Origin of the sequence: Streptomyces sp. NPDC058464 (assembly GCF_042721035.1) — a bacterium.
GTDB lineage: Bacteria > Actinomycetota > Actinomycetes > Streptomycetales > Streptomycetaceae > Streptomyces.
Genome location: NZ_JBHXMA010000002.1, coordinates 338,674 through 354,166 on the forward strand (window position 1 = coordinate 338,674; position 15,493 = coordinate 354,166).

At 71.4% G+C, this 15,493-nt stretch carries 13 protein-coding genes; 7 read left to right on the forward strand and 6 right to left on the reverse strand.

Annotation, left to right across the window (positions count from 1 at the left end; translation table 11 throughout):
• Nucleotides 1–90: 90 nt before the first annotated feature.
• The 3 genes from ACFWPQ_RS04550 to ACFWPQ_RS04560 all read right to left on the reverse strand — a co-directional run bounded on the left by ACFWPQ_RS04550 (nt 91) and on the right by ACFWPQ_RS04560 (nt 5,609).
• Entirely contained in the window at nt 91–2,526 is a 2,436-nt protein-coding gene (locus ACFWPQ_RS04550) for a SpoIIE family protein phosphatase (RefSeq protein ID WP_384029857.1), read from the reverse strand.
• A 204-nt stretch (nt 2,527–2,730) separates the two neighbouring features.
• On the reverse strand, nt 2,731–4,365 hold the full coding sequence (locus ACFWPQ_RS04555) for a M48 family metalloprotease (protein WP_384029859.1): 1,635 nt from the start codon (nt 4,363–4,365) through the stop codon (nt 2,731–2,733).
• A 125-nt stretch (nt 4,366–4,490) separates the two neighbouring features.
• Nucleotides 4,491–5,609, reverse strand: a complete 1,119-nt coding sequence (locus ACFWPQ_RS04560; RefSeq protein WP_384029860.1) for a hypothetical protein — start codon at nt 5,607–5,609, stop codon at nt 4,491–4,493.
• A gap of 119 nt (nt 5,610–5,728) precedes the next feature.
• Here ACFWPQ_RS04560 and ACFWPQ_RS04565 point away from each other — a divergent pair, with 119 nt between their 5' ends.
• Complete coding sequence (locus ACFWPQ_RS04565; protein WP_384029862.1) at nt 5,729–6,886, forward strand: cystathionine gamma-synthase; 1,158 nt, start codon at nt 5,729–5,731, stop codon at nt 6,884–6,886.
• Between the two features lie 40 nt (nt 6,887–6,926).
• On the opposite strand, the gene ACFWPQ_RS04570 is transcribed toward ACFWPQ_RS04565, so the two are convergent.
• The 3 genes from ACFWPQ_RS04570 to ACFWPQ_RS04580 form a co-directional block, all read right to left on the reverse strand.
• Nucleotides 6,927–7,175: a hypothetical protein gene (locus ACFWPQ_RS04570; RefSeq protein ID WP_384029864.1), complete on the reverse strand. Its 249-nt coding sequence runs from the start codon at nt 7,173–7,175 to the stop codon at nt 6,927–6,929.
• The gene (locus ACFWPQ_RS04575) at nt 7,172–7,678 is read right to left on the reverse strand and encodes a sigma factor-like helix-turn-helix DNA-binding protein (RefSeq protein ID WP_384029866.1); all 507 of its coding nucleotides are present in this window, start codon (nt 7,676–7,678) and stop codon (nt 7,172–7,174) included. The genes ACFWPQ_RS04570 and ACFWPQ_RS04575 overlap by 4 nt, the downstream gene beginning before the upstream one ends.
• Nucleotides 7,679–7,834: 156 nt before the next feature.
• Nucleotides 7,835–8,329, reverse strand: a complete 495-nt coding sequence (locus ACFWPQ_RS04580) for a MarR family transcriptional regulator (protein WP_361303633.1) — start codon at nt 8,327–8,329, stop codon at nt 7,835–7,837.
• Between the two features lie 167 nt (nt 8,330–8,496).
• Between ACFWPQ_RS04580 and ilvA the strand changes: the two genes are divergently transcribed.
• The 6 genes from ilvA to ACFWPQ_RS04610 all read left to right on the forward strand — a co-directional run bounded on the left by ilvA (nt 8,497) and on the right by ACFWPQ_RS04610 (nt 15,377).
• Nucleotides 8,497–9,726, forward strand: a complete 1,230-nt coding sequence (gene ilvA / locus ACFWPQ_RS04585; protein WP_384029868.1) for a threonine ammonia-lyase — start codon at nt 8,497–8,499, stop codon at nt 9,724–9,726.
• Between the two features lie 296 nt (nt 9,727–10,022).
• Complete coding sequence (locus tag ACFWPQ_RS04590) at nt 10,023–11,036, forward strand: ATP-binding cassette domain-containing protein (RefSeq protein ID WP_384029870.1); 1,014 nt, start codon at nt 10,023–10,025, stop codon at nt 11,034–11,036.
• A gap of 17 nt (nt 11,037–11,053) precedes the next feature.
• A complete protein-coding gene (locus ACFWPQ_RS04595) occupies nt 11,054–11,833 on the forward strand; it encodes an ABC transporter permease (RefSeq protein ID WP_384030092.1) in 780 nt (259 codons plus the stop codon).
• 314 nt (nt 11,834–12,147) lie between these two features.
• A complete protein-coding gene (locus tag ACFWPQ_RS04600; RefSeq protein WP_384029872.1) occupies nt 12,148–12,738 on the forward strand; it encodes a hypothetical protein in 591 nt (196 codons plus the stop codon).
• A 120-nt stretch (nt 12,739–12,858) separates the two neighbouring features.
• The gene (locus ACFWPQ_RS04605) at nt 12,859–14,211 is read left to right on the forward strand and encodes a Dyp-type peroxidase (protein WP_384029874.1); all 1,353 of its coding nucleotides are present in this window, start codon (nt 12,859–12,861) and stop codon (nt 14,209–14,211) included.
• A gap of 35 nt (nt 14,212–14,246) precedes the next feature.
• Nucleotides 14,247–15,377 carry a catalase family protein gene (locus ACFWPQ_RS04610; RefSeq protein ID WP_384029875.1) on the forward strand — a complete coding sequence of 377 codons (1,131 nt, stop codon included), beginning with the start codon at nt 14,247–14,249 and terminating at the stop codon, nt 15,375–15,377.
• Nucleotides 15,378–15,493 lie beyond the last annotated feature (116 nt).

A 15,493-nucleotide genomic window follows, 5' to 3' on the forward strand; every position in this document is an offset into this window, starting at 1 on the left:
AGGAACCCGCCGCCGAACCGGGCTTCCGACCTTCGTGGCCGGCCCGGCCGCGGTGGTGGAGGTCGTAAGTCAGGCCGGTGAGGTCGTGGGTCAGGCGGGTGACAGGGGCTGCTCCGTCCAGACGGTCTTGCCCTCGTGGCTGTAGCGCGTGCCCCACCGCTCCGTGAGCTGCGCGACCAGGAAGAGCCCGCGGCCGCCCTCGTCCGTGCTGAGGGCCCGCCGGAGGTGGGGGGAGGTGTGGCTGGTGTCGGACACCTCGCAGATCAGGCAGTGCGTGCGGATGAGGCGCAGGGTGGCGGGGCCGGTCGCGTACCGGTAGGCGTTGGTGACGAGCTCGCTGGCGACCAGCTCGGTGGTGAAGGCCAGTTCGGACAGCCCCCATTCGGTCAGCTTCGCCGTGGTCAGCTCTCTGGCCAGGGCGGCGGCGGTCGCTTCCAGGGGCAGCTGCCACGAGGCGACGTTCTGCGGCCGTAGCACCCGGGTCCGGGCGATGAGCAGCGCGATGTCGTCGGTGGGGCGGTGGTCCTTGGGCAGCAGCGCTTCGACCACGGTGTGGCAGGTCTGCTCCAGGGGGTCGGTGACGTAGGCCAGACATGCGTGCAGGTCCTTCAGCGCGGCGTCGATGTTGCCGTTGCGCGCCTCCAGCAGACCGTCGGTGTAGAGCGTGAGCAGGCTGCCCTCGGGAAGGTCGAGATCGAGCGTCTCGAACGGCAGTCCGCCCAGTCCCAGCGGCGGTCCCGCGGGCAGGTCGAGCACGGTCACCTCGCCGTCCGGGGTGGACACCAACGGCGCCGGGTGGCCGGCGCGGGCCAGCGAGCAGTGCTGGGAGACCGGGTCGTAGACCGCGTAGAGGCAGGTCGCCCCGAGCACCTGCTCGATCGCCGAGTGGTTGCCCTCGGCGTTCGCCTCCAGCTCGGTGGCCAGCAGGCTGACCAGGTCGTCCAGCCGCGCCACCACCTCGTCCGGTTCCAGGTCGAGGCTGGCCAGGGTGCGCGCGGAGGCCCGCAGACGGCCCATCGAGGCCGCGGCGTGGATCCCGTGGCCGACCACGTCTCCCACCACGAGGGCGACCCGCGCCCCCGACAACGGGATCACGTCGAACCAGTCGCCGCCGATGCCCGGTTCACCGCTGGCGGGGAGGTACCGGCAGGCCACCTCCACGGCCGGCAGGTCCGAGGCCACGCTCGGCAGCAGACTGCGCTGCAGAGTCAGCGCGGCGCTCTGCTGCTGGGTGAAGCGGCGTGCGTTGTCGATGCAGACGGCCGCACGCGAGGAAAGCTCCTGGGCCACCGCGGCATCGCCGTCCTCGAACGGCTCCGAATCGCGCGACCGCCACAGGCTCACCACGCCCAGCACGAGACCGCGCGCGACCAGGGGCACCGCGATCAGCGAATGAACGCCGAGCCCCGAGGCGATCTCGATCCGCCGCCGGTCCATGGCGTACCACTCGGGGCGCAGGGAGAGCAGCCCTTCGAGGATCGGACGGCGCTCGGCCAGGCACCGCGCCTGCGGGGACTCCGGAAGCAGCGGGACCACCTCGCCCTCCTGGTACGGCACCCGGTGTTCCGGCGGTGCGAGGGCGGCCCGGAGCAGCGGACCTGCCGTACCGGACACCGGATCGTCACCGAGCGTCACCGGCTTGAGGAGGTCCACCGAGCAGTAGTCGGCCAGGCCCTGGACGGCCACCCCGGCCAGTTCCCGGGCGGTCTGCGTCACGTCCAGCGAGGTTCCGATCAGGGCGCTCGCCTCGTTCAGCAGGGCGAGTCTGCGCTGCGCCCGGTGCCGGTCGGTCACGTCCTCGATCGTCTCCGCCACGCCGAGCACCCGGCCCGCGGGGTCTTCCATCCGGAACGCCGACACGGACACGATCCGCTCCCGTCCCGGATCGTGGCGTGCCCGGGCGGACTGCTCGGTGAAGATCAACGGCTCGCCGGTCTCCAGCACGTGCCGCACCCGCTCATCGGCCGGACCGGCGTCCTCGTCGACCATGAACTCGCGGGGGCGACGGCCCACCGGCGCCGAGGCCGGGACACCGCTGGCCTTCTCGACCGCGCGGTTGACCCGGATCACCGTCCGGTCCGGGCCGTACGTGACCAGGCCGATCGGGGAGCGGCGGTACAGGCCGTCCAGCAGCGCACGGTCCCGCTGCCAGGCGATGACCTCCGCGGCCGGAGCGCCGACCAGGAGCCACTCCCGGCCGCCCCCCTCACGGGCGATCAAACGGGCCCGGAAACCCATCTCCACACGGCGTCCGTCACGGTGCCGCACGGGCAGGACGCCGAACCAGCCCCCCGCCTTCACGGCGGTCACCACGACGGACCGCACGACAGGCAGGTCAGCGGGGTCCACCAGGAGGTCCTGCCACGCCCGGCCGAGCACCTTCCCGGCCGGATAGCCCAGCAGTTCCTGCGCACGTGCGCTCCAGCCGACCACGGTGCCGCGATCGTCGAGCACGGCCGACGCGCCACGCCCGAGGGCGAACGGGTCCTCGGGACTCTCGCTGAAACGCGTCGACGGCGTCCCCATAGCCACCACCTTGCCTCCGTGCCTTCCAGGTTCCTCCCCGTGCCCTCCGTCCGCGACTCTCCCGTTCGCCCCGGCCCGGAGCCTCGGCCCGCCCGGACCTTCGGCCCGCCGGGGTCCGGGGCAGGCCGGCTGCCGGTGCAGGCCGGGTGTGGGGTCAGGCCGGGTCCGGGGCAGGCCGGCTGCCGGTCCAGGCCGGGTGTGGGGTCAGGCCGACTGTGGGGTCGGTGGCAGGAGTGCCCGCAGCGGGCCGGTGTCGGGGTGGTCGGCCAGCGCGGCCGTCACCGCGGCGTGCAGCGCGGCCTCCGTGCCCGCCTCGCCGTCGAGGTCGGACGCGGAACCGGGCAGCCGTACCGCCGCCGGCCGCGACCAGGAGAACTCCCAGTGCAGCAGCGACCGCGCGCTGAACTCGGCCAGCACCATGCTCTGCAGCGCGTCCCGCAGCACCGGCCGTACGGCCGCCCGGAACTCCCGGTCCCGCCCGGCGGTCTCCAGGTCCGGCAGCGGCAGCCCCTGGGCCAGCTGCCACAGCCGGCCCTCGTCGATCACCGTGAGCAGCGCGGGCAGCGTCGGCCGGCCCTCCGTGCAGCGGGCGAGCGCCCGGTGCAGCGGGGTGTCGAGCGAGGCCAGCCCCACGGCCATCGACGAGCTCAGCAACTGCTCCCACTCCCCGGCACGCTCGAACTGCCCCACCTCGTCGGTCAGCACCGCGTCCTCCAGCGCGGCCAGTGTCCGGGCCGGGTCGGTGAGCAGCGCGAGGGCCGGGCCGCCGTCCTCCGCGCCGCGCCCGTCGGCGGGCAGCGCCTCGATCCGCCGCACCCGGTCGGCGATCGGCGGATGCGAGTCGTACGGCGATCTCGGCTCCGAAGGCAGTTCCCTCCGCAGCCCCGCCAGCTCCGTCTCGCGTGCCGTGAGCATCCGGCCGAAGCCGCCGAAGAACTGCCCGCGCGGCGGCAGTTGCCGGGCCCGCAGGCCGAGCGTCGCGTACGAGTCGAGGTAGAAGTCGTGGGCGGCGGACAGGACGGGGATCTCGCGGAGGGCCGACGCCGTCGCGTCCCGGCCGGCGATCCGCGCGGCGGCCAGGTCGGCTGCGTACTCCTGCGCGCGGGCCGTCGACAGCGTGGCCCGCATGTAGAGCTTCGCGTACGCCGTGTAGACCGCCGCCATCAGCCGGTACGTGATCCCGGCACCGGCGGTGTCGATCTCCTTGGCCTGCTTGCCCTTCGCGGTCCGCCTGGCGGCGGCCTTCTCCTGCCGGGCGCGCTCGGCGGCCTCCTTGCCGTCGGCCCGCGAGCGGAAGTGCCCGACCGTCCGCCCGATCTGCACCCGGCCGCGCACGGCGAGCGCCGACAGCCGGGTGTCACCGCCGGTGAAGTGGCCGTACTCATGGGCGAGTACGGCCTTCAGCCGGGCCTCGGTCAGCCCGGTCAGCAGTGGCACGCCCAGGTAGAGGCGGCGGGGTCCGGGGCGCAGGCCGAGCAGCCGGGGCTCCTCACTGACCGCCGCGTTGACGTCACCGGTGAGCACGACGGCGTCCGGTGCGCTCGTGCCCGTGGCCGCCGCGAGCTCCCGCACCAGCGCCCACAGCCGGGGCTCCTCGGCCTCCGTCACCGGGAGGCCGGGCGGGGCCTCGCCCCTGGGCGTCCGGAGCATGAACATGCCCCGCACGACCGGGATCGCCAGCAGCAGGGAGACGATCACGATCTTCCCGGCGAGGGCACCGGGCGCCCACGTCACCGCCGCCACGTCGACGGCGGCCGCCACCGCCAGCAGGACGAGGCCGAGCAGATAGAAACCACAGAGCAGAACAAGGGCGCGCAGCGCCCGCAGACTTGCACCCATCGGGCAGATCCCCCCACTTACGGACAACGAACGGGACTCAAGCGCCCCTAAGGGGCGCGGGGAACTGCGCGCTCAGCCCCCACTCACCCGCAGCCGACACACGACGTGTCTTTTTGTCGGCCCCCTCAGCTGTGCAGCGTCGCCGGGCTCCCGCCGTTCGCCTCGTAGCCCGCCACCGCCAGCGCGCGGTAGAGGGCGAACTCGGCGGCCGGGTTCGCGGACAGCGTCCACGGCAGGGCCCCCACGTGCCCGTCGACGCGTATCAGCTCGCCCATGGCCTCCGCCCAGCGCTCCGAGCGCACCAGGAAGAAGACCAGCAGATGGCGGACGTGCGCGAGCATCGGGTCGTCCTGGCGGGCCGAGTGCACCGCGTGCAGGGCGCCGTGGACGGCCTTGGTGACGACCTCGCTCTGGTAGAAGCTCACCACCAGGTTCACCTCGGGCAGGTGCTCGAAGACCGCGAACAGCGGCATCGCGGCCAGCAGCGAGCCCTGCGGGGCGCGGGCGGCGGCGGCCTCGGCGAAGGAGTACGCCAGCTCGCGCGAGCCGTGCCACTTCTCGCACCAGTAGTGCAGCGCCGCCAGATGCGCTCCCATGTGCGCGGGCGCGCGGTCCAGGATCTTCAGCCACAGCTGCTCGAACTCGGGCTGCGAGTAGTTCAGCCCGCGCGCCACCGACAGCTCGATGATGTACGGCACCGGGTCCCCGGGGGAGAGCAGCGCCGCCTGCCCGCAGGCGTCCCTCGCCTCCTCCATGATGATCCGGAAGTCGTCCGTACCCGGCGTCGACGTCCGCCACGCCTGCTGTACCAGGAACTCCGCGTGCACGGCCGCGCCGCCGGCGTCCTTGGGCTGCTCGGCCCGCCAGACCCGCAGCCACTGCCCGCCCGGCGTCTCGCTGACCCCGCCCGGCCGCTGCTGCAGCTCCAGCGCCGCCGCGCCGGCGAAGGCCTGCACGCGCTGCCAGCGCAGCTCGCCCGCGATCTCCGTGCCCGCGAGCAGCTGCGAGGCCGCCCGGTAGTCCTGGGTGTGCTGCACGACGTCGAGGACGTCCAGCAGGTCCTGGTCGGGGCCCGGCATGCGGATGTCCAGGTCCTCCTCAAGCATGAAGCCGTAGTCCGCCGGGTCGGCGGCGTCCGGGTGGCTCGGGTGGACCCGCTCGATCATGCCGCGCCGCCGCCGCAGGACGGGGAGCAGCGCGAAGCTCAGCAGGAGCGCCGCCATCAGGGCCCAGAGAATCGCCATGCGTCAAGCGAACCAGACGGCGCCGACAATTGGCCAACCGGTGCCCTGACCTGTGGACAACCGCCGCCCCGCCCTGTGGACGACGCGCCGGGGCCGTCGGAGCACTAGGCTCGTCAACCATGAGCGACAGGCACCACATCAGTCAGCACTTCGAGACGCTCGCCATCCACGCGGGCAACACGGCGGACCCCCTCACCGGTGCGGTCGTACCGCCGATCTACCAGGTCTCGACCTACAAGCAGGACGGCGTCGGCGGCCTGCGCGGCGGCTACGAGTACAGCCGCAGCGCCAACCCCACCAGGACCGCCCTCGAGGAGAACCTCGCCGCGCTGGAAGGCGGCCGGCGCGGTCTCGCGTTCGCGTCCGGACTGGCGGCCGAGGACGCCCTGCTGCGCACGCTGCTCAGCCCCGGTGACCACGTGGTCATCCCGAACGACGCCTACGGCGGCACGTTCCGGCTGTTCGCCAAGGTCGTCTCCCGGTGGGGCGTGGAGTGGTCCGTCGCCGACACCAGCGACCCGTCCGCCGTGCGGGCCGCGATCACCCCGAAGACCAAGGCGGTCTGGGTGGAGACCCCCTCCAACCCGCTGCTCGGCATCACCGACATCGCCGCCGTCGCCCAGATCGCCCACGACGCGGGCGCCCGGCTCGTCGTCGACAACACCTTCGCCACGCCCTACCTCCAGCAGCCGCTCTCGCTCGGCGCGGACGTCGTCGTGCACTCGCTGACGAAGTACATGGGCGGTCACTCGGACGTGGTCGGCGGCGCGCTGATCGTGTCGGACCAGACGCTCGGCGAGGAGCTGGCTTACCACCAGAACGCGATGGGCGCGGTCGCCGGGCCGTTCGACTCGTGGCTGGTGCTGCGCGGCACCAAGACGCTCGCCGTGCGCATGGACCGGCACAGCGAGAACGCCACGAAGATCGCCGACATGCTGAGCCGGCACGCGCGCGTGACGCGGGTCCTGTACCCGGGCCTGCCCGAGCACCCGGGGCACGAGACCGCCGCCAAGCAGATGAAGGCGTTCGGCGGCATGGTGTCCTTCCAGGTCACGGGCGGCGAGGAGGCGGCCGTCGAGGTCTGCAACCGCGCGAAGGTGTTCACGCTCGGCGAGTCCCTGGGCGGCGTCGAGTCCCTGATCGAGCACCCGGGGCGGATGACGCACGCCTCGGCGGCCGGTTCCGCCCTGGAGGTGCCCGCCGACCTGGTGCGGCTGTCCGTGGGCATCGAGAACGTCGACGACCTGCTGGAAGACCTGCAGCAGGCGCTCGGCTAGTCCGGTCGGCCGGCCCGTTCGGTCCCACCGGCCGGCCGGTTCACCAGCCGACGATGGGCGGAGTCGTCGTGGACGGCGGCTCCACCCACGGATGCACTGTCGCCGCCCAGACCGCGAACGCCACCGCCGCCACGCACAGCAGCAGCCACAACAGGCGGCGCGCCCGGCGCCGGCGCCGCAGCATCCTGCCGCCCCGGCGCAGGACCTCGCCGTAGAGGTCGGGCGGCACCGAAGGCGGCGCCTGCTCCATGATCCGCCGGGTCGCGGCCTCGCGTTCGACGCGGTTCACGACGGCGCCACCTTCGCCCCCAGCACCGTCGGCGCCGCCTTGCGCGGCGGATGCAGCAGGGTGGCCGTCGCCCGGTCGCAGAGGGCGTGCACGCGTTCGGTCGGCATGCCGAGCAGCGCCGCCGTCTGCTCCTCGGCGACCCCCTCGTACAACCGCAGCACCAGGATCAGGCGCTCCCGGGGCGTGAGCACGGCGAGGGCGCTGCGCGGGTGCGGGCGGCCGCGGCCGAGCGGGCCGCCGTACTGGTGCCACGCGGAGTTGGCGAAGCGCAGGGCGAGGTACTGACGGGCCCGGTCGTACGGATCCTCGCCGCGCAGCCGGTCCCAGCACGCGTACGTGTGCGCGAGCGCGAGAGTCAGCAGGCGTCGCGCACGGGGGTTGGCGTCCGGCGCCTCGGCGGTCAGCAGGGTGGCGGCATGCAGCAGCCGTCCTGCCGCGCCCGCGACGAACGCCTCGAACTCCCGGGCCCGGCGGGCGTCTTGCAACATCTGCCGATCGCGCACCGTGCCTCCCCGACCGCGGGCCCCGGACACGGGTACGACAGGGCCCGGTCTCATATGAGGCCAGGGGCGGGTCCACGGTCAAGAGCCGCGCGCCACGCGCGCGTGACGGATGCGGACGGTCAGGAGGCCGGCGGGCGTCCGTGCCGTGCCGGACGGTCAGGAGGCCGGCGGCGCGTCCGTGCCCGGCGGCACGGCCATCCGCGCGGACAGCGCGCTGTTGAAGCGGGTGAGCAGCGCGCAGAACGCCTCGCGCTCCTGCGGCTCCCAGTCCTGCGTCAACTCCGCCATCAACTGGCGCCGGGACGAACGCACTTCCTCCAGCCGGGACAGCCCGCGCGGGGACAGCTGGAGCACCACGGCCCGGCCGTCCTCGGGGTGCGAGGTCCGCTTGACGAGCCCGGTGTCGACCAGCGGAGCCACCTGCCGGGTGACCGTGGACGAGTCGATCCCCATGCTCGCTGCGAGCGCCTTGACCCCCATGGGGCCTTCCTTGTCCAGACGGTTGAGCAGCAGATACGCGGCGCGGTCCATGGAGTTGCGCACCTGCCCGACACCGCCCAGCCGGGTCTGTTCGGCGCGGCGGGCGAACACCGCCACCTCGTGCTGCAGCGTGTCGAGGAGACCGCTGTCACCGACGGTCGTCATGTCCATCGACATTTCAGGTGTTGTGGGCATGGCGGGGAGCTCACTTCATGAAGAGTGCTGATGTGGGGGACAGAGTACGCGGACAGGGGGCGAGCCGTACCGGCGCTGCGCAAACCGGTCTCGGAGCTTGGTCACACCCGCGCCTTCGGCCTGTGAACTGCGAGACTTGAGTCATGAGCTACAGCACGGCTGACTCCTTGCGCCCCGTCACCCTCGACGATGTACGCGGTGCCCAGAAGATGCTCACGGGCGTGGCGCGGGCGACCGCGATGGAGAGCAGCAGGCATCTGTCCCAGCTGGTCGGCTCGCCGGTGCACCTCAAGTGCGAGAACCTCCAGCGGACCGGTTCCTTCAAGCTGCGCGGTGCCTACGTCCGGATCGCCGGGCTGCTGCCCGAGGAGCGCGCTGCCGGAGTCGTGGCCGCGAGCGCCGGGAACCACGCGCAGGGCGTGGCGCTGGCCTCGTCGTTGCTCGGCGTGCACGCGACGGTGTTCATGCCCAAGGGCGCCCCGCTGCCCAAGATCAGCGCCACCCTCGAGTACGGCGCGGAGGTGCGGCTGCACGGCCAGGTGGTCGACGAGACGCTGGCCGCCGCCCAGGAGTACGCGGCCGAGACGGGAGCGGTGTTCATCCACCCCTTCGACCACCCGGACATCATCGCCGGTCAGGGCACGGTCGGGCTGGAGATCCTGGACCAGTGCCCCGAGGTCGGCACGATCGTCGTCGGTGTCGGCGGCGGTGGTCTCGCGGCCGGGATCGCGGTCGCCGTGAAGGCGGTCCGGCCGGACGTGCGGATCGTCGGCGTCCAGGCGGAGGGCGCGGCCGCGTACCCGCCCTCGCTGGCGGCCGGGCGCCCGGTCACGGTGGCGAACCCGGCGACGATGGCCGACGGCATCAAGGTCGGACGGCCCGGTGACGTGCCGTTCGCGATCGTCGAGGAACTGGTCGACGAGGTCCGCACGGTCAGCGAGGACCAGCTCTCCGCCGCGCTGCTGCTGTGCCTGGAGCGGGCCAAGATGGTCGTGGAACCGGCCGGGGCCAGCCCGGTCGCGGCGCTGCTGGGCGAACCCGGCGCCTTCCACGGACCCGTCGTCGCCGTGCTGTCCGGCGGGAACGTCGACCCGGTGCTGCTGCAGCGCGTACTGCGGCACGGCATGGCCGCGCAGGGCCGCTACCTCGCCGTACGGCTGCGGCTGACCGACCGTCCCGGCGCCCTCGCCACGCTCCTCGGGGTGCTGTCGGTGGCGGACGCCAACGTCCTCGACGTGGGCCATGTCCGGACCGACCCCCGGCTCGGGCTCACCGAGGCGGAGGTGGAGCTGCTCCTGGAGACCAAGGGCCCGGAGCACTGCGTCGAGGTCCAGCAGGCGCTGCGCGAGGCCGGTTACACGGTCATCGACTGAGGGGCGAGAGGTCGCGGAGCGGCAGAGACGGCAGAGACGGCCGGGGCGGCCGTACCGCCGACGGTTCCTTCGGCTCCCGCTCGCCGCGGTGAACGTCCAGGTCAGTCAATGTTCATTCACTCGTTCGGGGAAATCCGTCGACGGACGCGATACATCGCGTTATGGTGTGTCGCGTGGCCAAGGCTGCCCGCCCCCGCCCGCCCACCCCTGCCGTCGCGTCGGCGGAAAACCATAGGCGAGCCGAGGGCCGCATATCTACTCTTTCTCGCAGAATCCCCGACGACGTGGAGACCCATATGCCAGGCGCCATCTATGCCGAAGGCCTGGTCAAGACCTTCGGTGACGTAAGGGCTTTGGACGGCGTCGACCTCGACGTCCCCGAAGGCACGGTCCTCGGACTGCTCGGGCCGAACGGCGCGGGCAAGACGACAGCCGTCCGCTGCCTGACGACCCTGCTCCGCCCCGACAGCGGCCGGGCCGTCGTCGCGGGCATGGACGTGCTCAAGCAGCCCGACGCCGTACGCCGCTCCATCGGCCTGTCCGGACAGTTCGCCGCGGTCGACGAATACCTCACCGGCCGCGAGAACCTGCAGATGGTCGGCCAGCTCTACCAGATGCGGGCCAAGCAGGCCAAGGCCCGCGCGGTCGAGCTGCTGGAGCAGTTCCACCTCACCGACGCGGCCGACCGCCCCACCAAGACCTACTCCGGCGGCATGCGCCGCCGCCTCGACCTCGCCGCAGCCCTCGTCGTCTCCCCGCCGGTCATGTTCATGGACGAGCCGACCACCGGCCTCGACCCCCGCAACCGCCAGCAGCTGTGGGAGGTCATCCAGCAGCTGGTCTCCGGCGGCACGACCCTGCTGCTCACCACCCAGTACCTGGAAGAGGCGGACCACCTCGCCCACGACATCGCGGTCGTCGACCACGGCAAGGTCATCGCCAAGGGCACCTCCGACGAGCTCAAGGCCCGCACCGGCGGCGAGCGCGTCGAGGTCGTGGTGCACGAGCGCGAGCACATGGGCACCGCCGCGGAGGTGCTGCGCGGCTTCGGCAAGGGCGACACCACCGTCGAGGAGCACACCCGCAGGCTCACGGTGCCCGTCACCGGCGGCGCCAAGCTGCTCGCCGAGGTCATCCGCGAGCTGGACTCCCGGGGCATCGAGATCGACGACATCGCCCTGCGCCGCCCCACCCTCGACGACGTCTTCCTGTCCCTGACCGGACACGTGGCCGAGGAGAAACCCGAGGACGGTGCGCGGGTGACCAAGCAGGGGACCAGGAAGAACACCCGCAAGGAGGCCGTGAAGTGAGTGCCGTGAACGACTCCATGGTCGTGGCCCGCAGAAACTTGATTCGCATGGGCCGGATTCCCGAGATGCTGATCTTCGGGCTGATCCAGCCCATCATGTTCGTGGTGCTGTTCACCTACGTCTTCGGCGGCTCGATCACGGTCGGCTCCTCCACCTCCACCCAGGCCTACCGCGAGTTCCTGATGGCCGGCATCTTCGCCCAGACCGTCACGTTCGCCACGGCGGGCGCCGGCGCGGGCATCGCCGACGACATGCACAAGGGCCTCATCGACCGCTTCCGCTCCCTGCCGATGGCCCGCGGCGCGGTCCTGACCGGACGCACCCTCGCCGACCTGGTCCAGACGGCACTCACCCTCGTCGTCCTGGCGATTGTCGCGGTGATAGTCGGCTGGCGCACGCACGAGAACCTCGGCAAGGTACTCGCCGGCTTCGGCCTGCTCCTGCTGCTCGGCTACGCGTTCTCCTGGATCGGCGCACTCATCGGCCTGACCGTACGCACTCCCGAGGCGGCGACCTCAGGCGGTCTGATCTGGCTGTTCCCGCTGACCTTCATCTCCAACGCCTTCGTGGACGCGAACCATCTGCCGACCTTCCTGCGCCACATCGCGGAGTGGAACCCGTTCAGCGCCACCGTGCAGGCGTGCCGCGAGCTGTTCGGCAACCTCCCGCCGGGCTTCAACGCGTCCGACGCCTGGCCCATGCAGCACCCTGTCTGGGCCTCGCTGATCTGGTCAGTCGTGATCATCCTGGCCTTCCGCACGCTCGCGGTTCGCAAGTACCGCCGGGCTGCCGGCTGAGCGCGTCTCTCTCAGAAGCTGTTGCCTCCTAGCAGTTGAGCCCCTTCCCTGATGGGAGGGGGCTCTTCGGCATCTGGTTGCGGGTCCGGCCTCCGTCTGGGTGGGCGTTTCTCTCTGTCTCCGCGCCGCCCCGGTCCGTCAGGAGATGAGGATGCCGATGCCGTCGCCGAGCAGCCGCACCGGGTACCTGCACCACCCTGGTCGGGGGATGCGAGACGAGTCGTATGTGGCGAGGATGAAGAGGTGAGGGCGACGGCGCCTCATGTCCGGACGCTTGGCGACCCTCGTACGCATCGCGGCAGGAGGACGTCACAATGACTGCGACGACAGGCGCAAGCCAATCGGCTCACCCCGAGCGCCCGGGCAGGTCGGACGGGGTCTGCAACGAGTTCACGGTCTTCACCAAGATCAAGCCGGGGCATGCGGATGCTCTGCGCAGGGATCTCGCCGCGCTGTCGGATACGGCGGACGACGAGAAGGTCCACGCGGCGGTGCGCCAGATCGGCACCCTGCATGACGCACGGCACGTGATCTTCGACAACGACACCCGGTTCATGTTCGCCAGCGTTTTCGACGGCTCCTGGGACAACTACATCGACGACTTCGCCCAGACGGTGGTCGGGGCCCGCTTCGACAAGGTCTTCTCGCACAGCGAAGGGTTCCCGGGCGTCACCGATCCGGGGGTGAAGGACTGGTTCGTCGCTCACCAGGAGCCCGCAGGAGTCTTCGTCAGCGCCTATCCCGACCTGACCGTTCAACAGATCTACAAGGACCACCGCGTGGACGACGCGTTCCAGGAGGTGCTGGACACCCCCCAGTTCCGGGCGGCGCTGGAAAACCCGGCGAATGCCGAGTTGCTGGCCACGCCGGCCTTCCAGAAGCTGTTGGAGGAAGCCTCGGCCTAGAAGGCGGACACAGCCGACCCTCGGAATCCATCCGCCATCGGTGGACCGTGTCGGCGGGCCCCATGGCCGCTGCCGGGCTGTCCAGGCAGAAACCGACGCGACGTGGAGGCACAAGGGATCATGAACACAGCGGACAGCAGCAGCGCTGCCGGCGTGCGCGTCGAGATCGACGACGTCCAGAGCGGGGCCCTGCGCCCACGGCCCGTGCCCTACGCGGGAAAGTTCGTCTTCCTGCGTGTGGACGACCGCCACGCCGGGCGGGCCCTGCTGCGTCGGCTGCTCCCGTTGACCTCGGGCGGTCTGCCCGGCGAGGGCCGAGAACAGGAAGCGTGGGTGGCGGTGGCCCTCACCTACCGGGGGCTGAGCGCTCTCGGGGTGCCTCAGGAGTCGCTGGACAGCTTTCCGTTGGCGTTCCGTGAGGGCATGGCGGCTCGGGCCGAGCTGATCGGTGACGTGGGCGACAGCGCGCCGGTCCACTGGGAGGCGCCGTTCGGAACGGGCGACATCCACATCGCGTTGAGCGCCCTCTCCTCCGATGCGGCGCGGCTGGACAAGGAGCTGGAGCGGGCCCGGGCCGCCTACGAGGACACTCCCGGTGTCCGGGTGATCTGGCAGCAGGAGGTCCGCCAGCTCCCGACCGGGCGTACCACCTTCGGCTTCCGTGACGGCATCAGTCATCCCAACATCGAGGGTGTCGGACTGCCCGGCTCCAACCCGCAGGAAGCCCCGATCAAGGCCGGCGAGTTCATCCTCGGCTACCCCGACGAAACCGGCGGCCTGCCGTCCATGCCCAGCCCCGACGTGCTGGGGCGCAACGGGACCTACGTCGCCGTTCGCAAGATCCACACCGATGTGGCGGCCTGGCGCCGGTACCTGCGCGCGAACAGCTCGGGCGCCGAGGAGGAGGCACTTCTGGCGGCGAAGATGGTCGGTCGCTGGCCGAGCGGGGCACCGCTGGCGCTGGCGCCGGAGCACGACGATCCGGAGCTGGCGGCCGATCCGCATCGCGTCAACAACTTCCTCTATCGGGAGAACGACGACCGCGGCTACCGGTGTCCCGCCGGTGCGCACATCCGGCGGATCAACCCCCGTGACTCCACCGTCATCGGTGACGTGCGCCTGCACCGGCTCATCCGCCGCGGCACCACCTACGGCCCGCCGCTGCCCGAGGGCGTACTGGAGGACGACGGCGCCGACCGGGGCCTGGTCGGGGTCTTCATCGGCGCCCACCTGGAGCGGCAGTTCGAGTTCGTCAAGGCCGAGTGGGTCAACGACGGCAACTTCATCGGCTACCCCGGCGAGAAGGATCCGGTGGCCGGGCACCACGGCGGAACCGGCAGCATGACCATCCCGGAACGGCCGGTACGGCGTCGTCTGCAGAACCTACCGAGTTTTGTGGTGACCCGCGGCGGCGAGTACTGCTTCCTGCCGGGTCTACGTGCCCTGCGCTGGCTCGCCGAACTGGAGGACTGAGGTCCGATCACACTCTCCGAGGAGAGGCCGAAGTCATGGCAGCACAGTTCGTCCGCTACACGCCTGACGTCGAAGACGACGACCCGAACTTCGACCGCAACGTGCAGACGGTGATCGAGAAAACCGAGAGCTACATCGCCGAGTCGGTCAAGGCCGGCGGCACCGGACAGGCCCTCCGCGACGCCCATGCAAAGGGCTACGGGCTGGTTCGAGGGGAGGTGGAGATCCTGGCCGGGCTGCCTCCCGAGTACGCCCAGGGCATCTACGCGACTCCGGGAACCCACGATGCGCTCATCCGCTTCTCCAACGGCTCGCCCCACGCCGGAGCGGACGCGCGACTGGGTGCCGCCACCGGGCTGGCGCTGAAGATGTTCGACATTCCCGGCCCGACCCTGCTGGAAGACGAACCGGACTCGGGCACGTTCGACTACGCCAACATCAACGGACCGGTCTTCTTCTGCAACACGGTCGAGCACTACCTGTTCATCCAGGACCTGTTCCTGAACGCGCCGGCCTACTTCTCAAAGGGCCGCCCCGGCGCACATCGCTTCTTCACCGAATTCGTGACCGGAAAGGGAACGCTGGACCAGGACGACTGGGCGTGGGACGAGTTTCTCGCCTTCCTGCGCCTGGCAAAGACCCCTCCGGCGAACCTGCTGCTGTCGAGCTACTGGACGATGGGCGCGGTCCGGCACGGGGACTACATCGCCAAGGTGCGCATCACCCCCGATCCGTCCTTCGCCGCCGCGGTGGTCCGGCGCGACATCGACCCGAAATCGGGGGCGGAGGTGTTCCGGCCGACCCTGCAGGCCGAGTTGCAGGAGCGGCCCTACGCCTTCGACATCCAGGTCCAGCTCTGCACCGACCTGGAACGCATGCCGGTGGAGGACACCACCGTGGAGTGGCCCGAACAGCTCTCGCCGTCCTTCACCGTGGCGAAACTGCGGCTGCCGCAGCAGGACATCTCCGGTCCGGAAAACCTGGAGAAGATGGACGCACTGTCCTTCACACCCTGGCGGGTCACCGCCGAGCACGCACCGCTCGGCAACATCATGCGGGCCCGCAAGGAGGCCTACCGTCATTCCTCCATCGCGCGCCACAAGCTCAACCAGCAGCCGCGCACAGAGCCCCGCAGCGCCGACGAGGTACTCGGCCCGGCCCGGTGAAGCGGCCCGTGCGGGAGTGAGCGGCTCACTGCCCGCAGGTGAGCACGGCTGTACGAATCGGCCTGATCATCGCGATATTCCGGACGCCGGCGGTCCGCAAGTACCGCTCCGCCACC

Coding starts and splice junctions, on each gene's coding strand:
- ACFWPQ_RS04550 (WP_384029857.1), bottom strand. CDS start 2,526: ATGGGGACGCCGTCGACGCGTTTCAGCGAGAGTCCCGAGGACCCGTTC.
- ACFWPQ_RS04555 (WP_384029859.1), bottom strand. CDS start 4,365: ATGGGTGCAAGTCTGCGGGCGCTGCGCGCCCTTGTTCTGCTCTGTGGT.
- ACFWPQ_RS04560 (WP_384029860.1), bottom strand. CDS start 5,609: ATGGCGATTCTCTGGGCCCTGATGGCGGCGCTCCTGCTGAGCTTCGCG.
- ACFWPQ_RS04565 (WP_384029862.1), top strand. CDS start 5,729: ATGAGCGACAGGCACCACATCAGTCAGCACTTCGAGACGCTCGCCATC.
- ACFWPQ_RS04580 (WP_361303633.1), bottom strand. CDS start 8,329: ATGGACATGACGACCGTCGGTGACAGCGGTCTCCTCGACACGCTGCAG.
- ilvA (WP_384029868.1), top strand. CDS start 8,497: ATGAGCTACAGCACGGCTGACTCCTTGCGCCCCGTCACCCTCGACGAT.
- ACFWPQ_RS04590 (WP_384029870.1), top strand. CDS start 10,023: ATGCCAGGCGCCATCTATGCCGAAGGCCTGGTCAAGACCTTCGGTGAC.
- ACFWPQ_RS04595 (WP_384030092.1), top strand. CDS start 11,054: ATGGTCGTGGCCCGCAGAAACTTGATTCGCATGGGCCGGATTCCCGAG.
- ACFWPQ_RS04600 (WP_384029872.1), top strand. CDS start 12,148: ATGACTGCGACGACAGGCGCAAGCCAATCGGCTCACCCCGAGCGCCCG.
- ACFWPQ_RS04605 (WP_384029874.1), top strand. CDS start 12,859: ATGAACACAGCGGACAGCAGCAGCGCTGCCGGCGTGCGCGTCGAGATC.
- ACFWPQ_RS04610 (WP_384029875.1), top strand. CDS start 14,247: ATGGCAGCACAGTTCGTCCGCTACACGCCTGACGTCGAAGACGACGAC.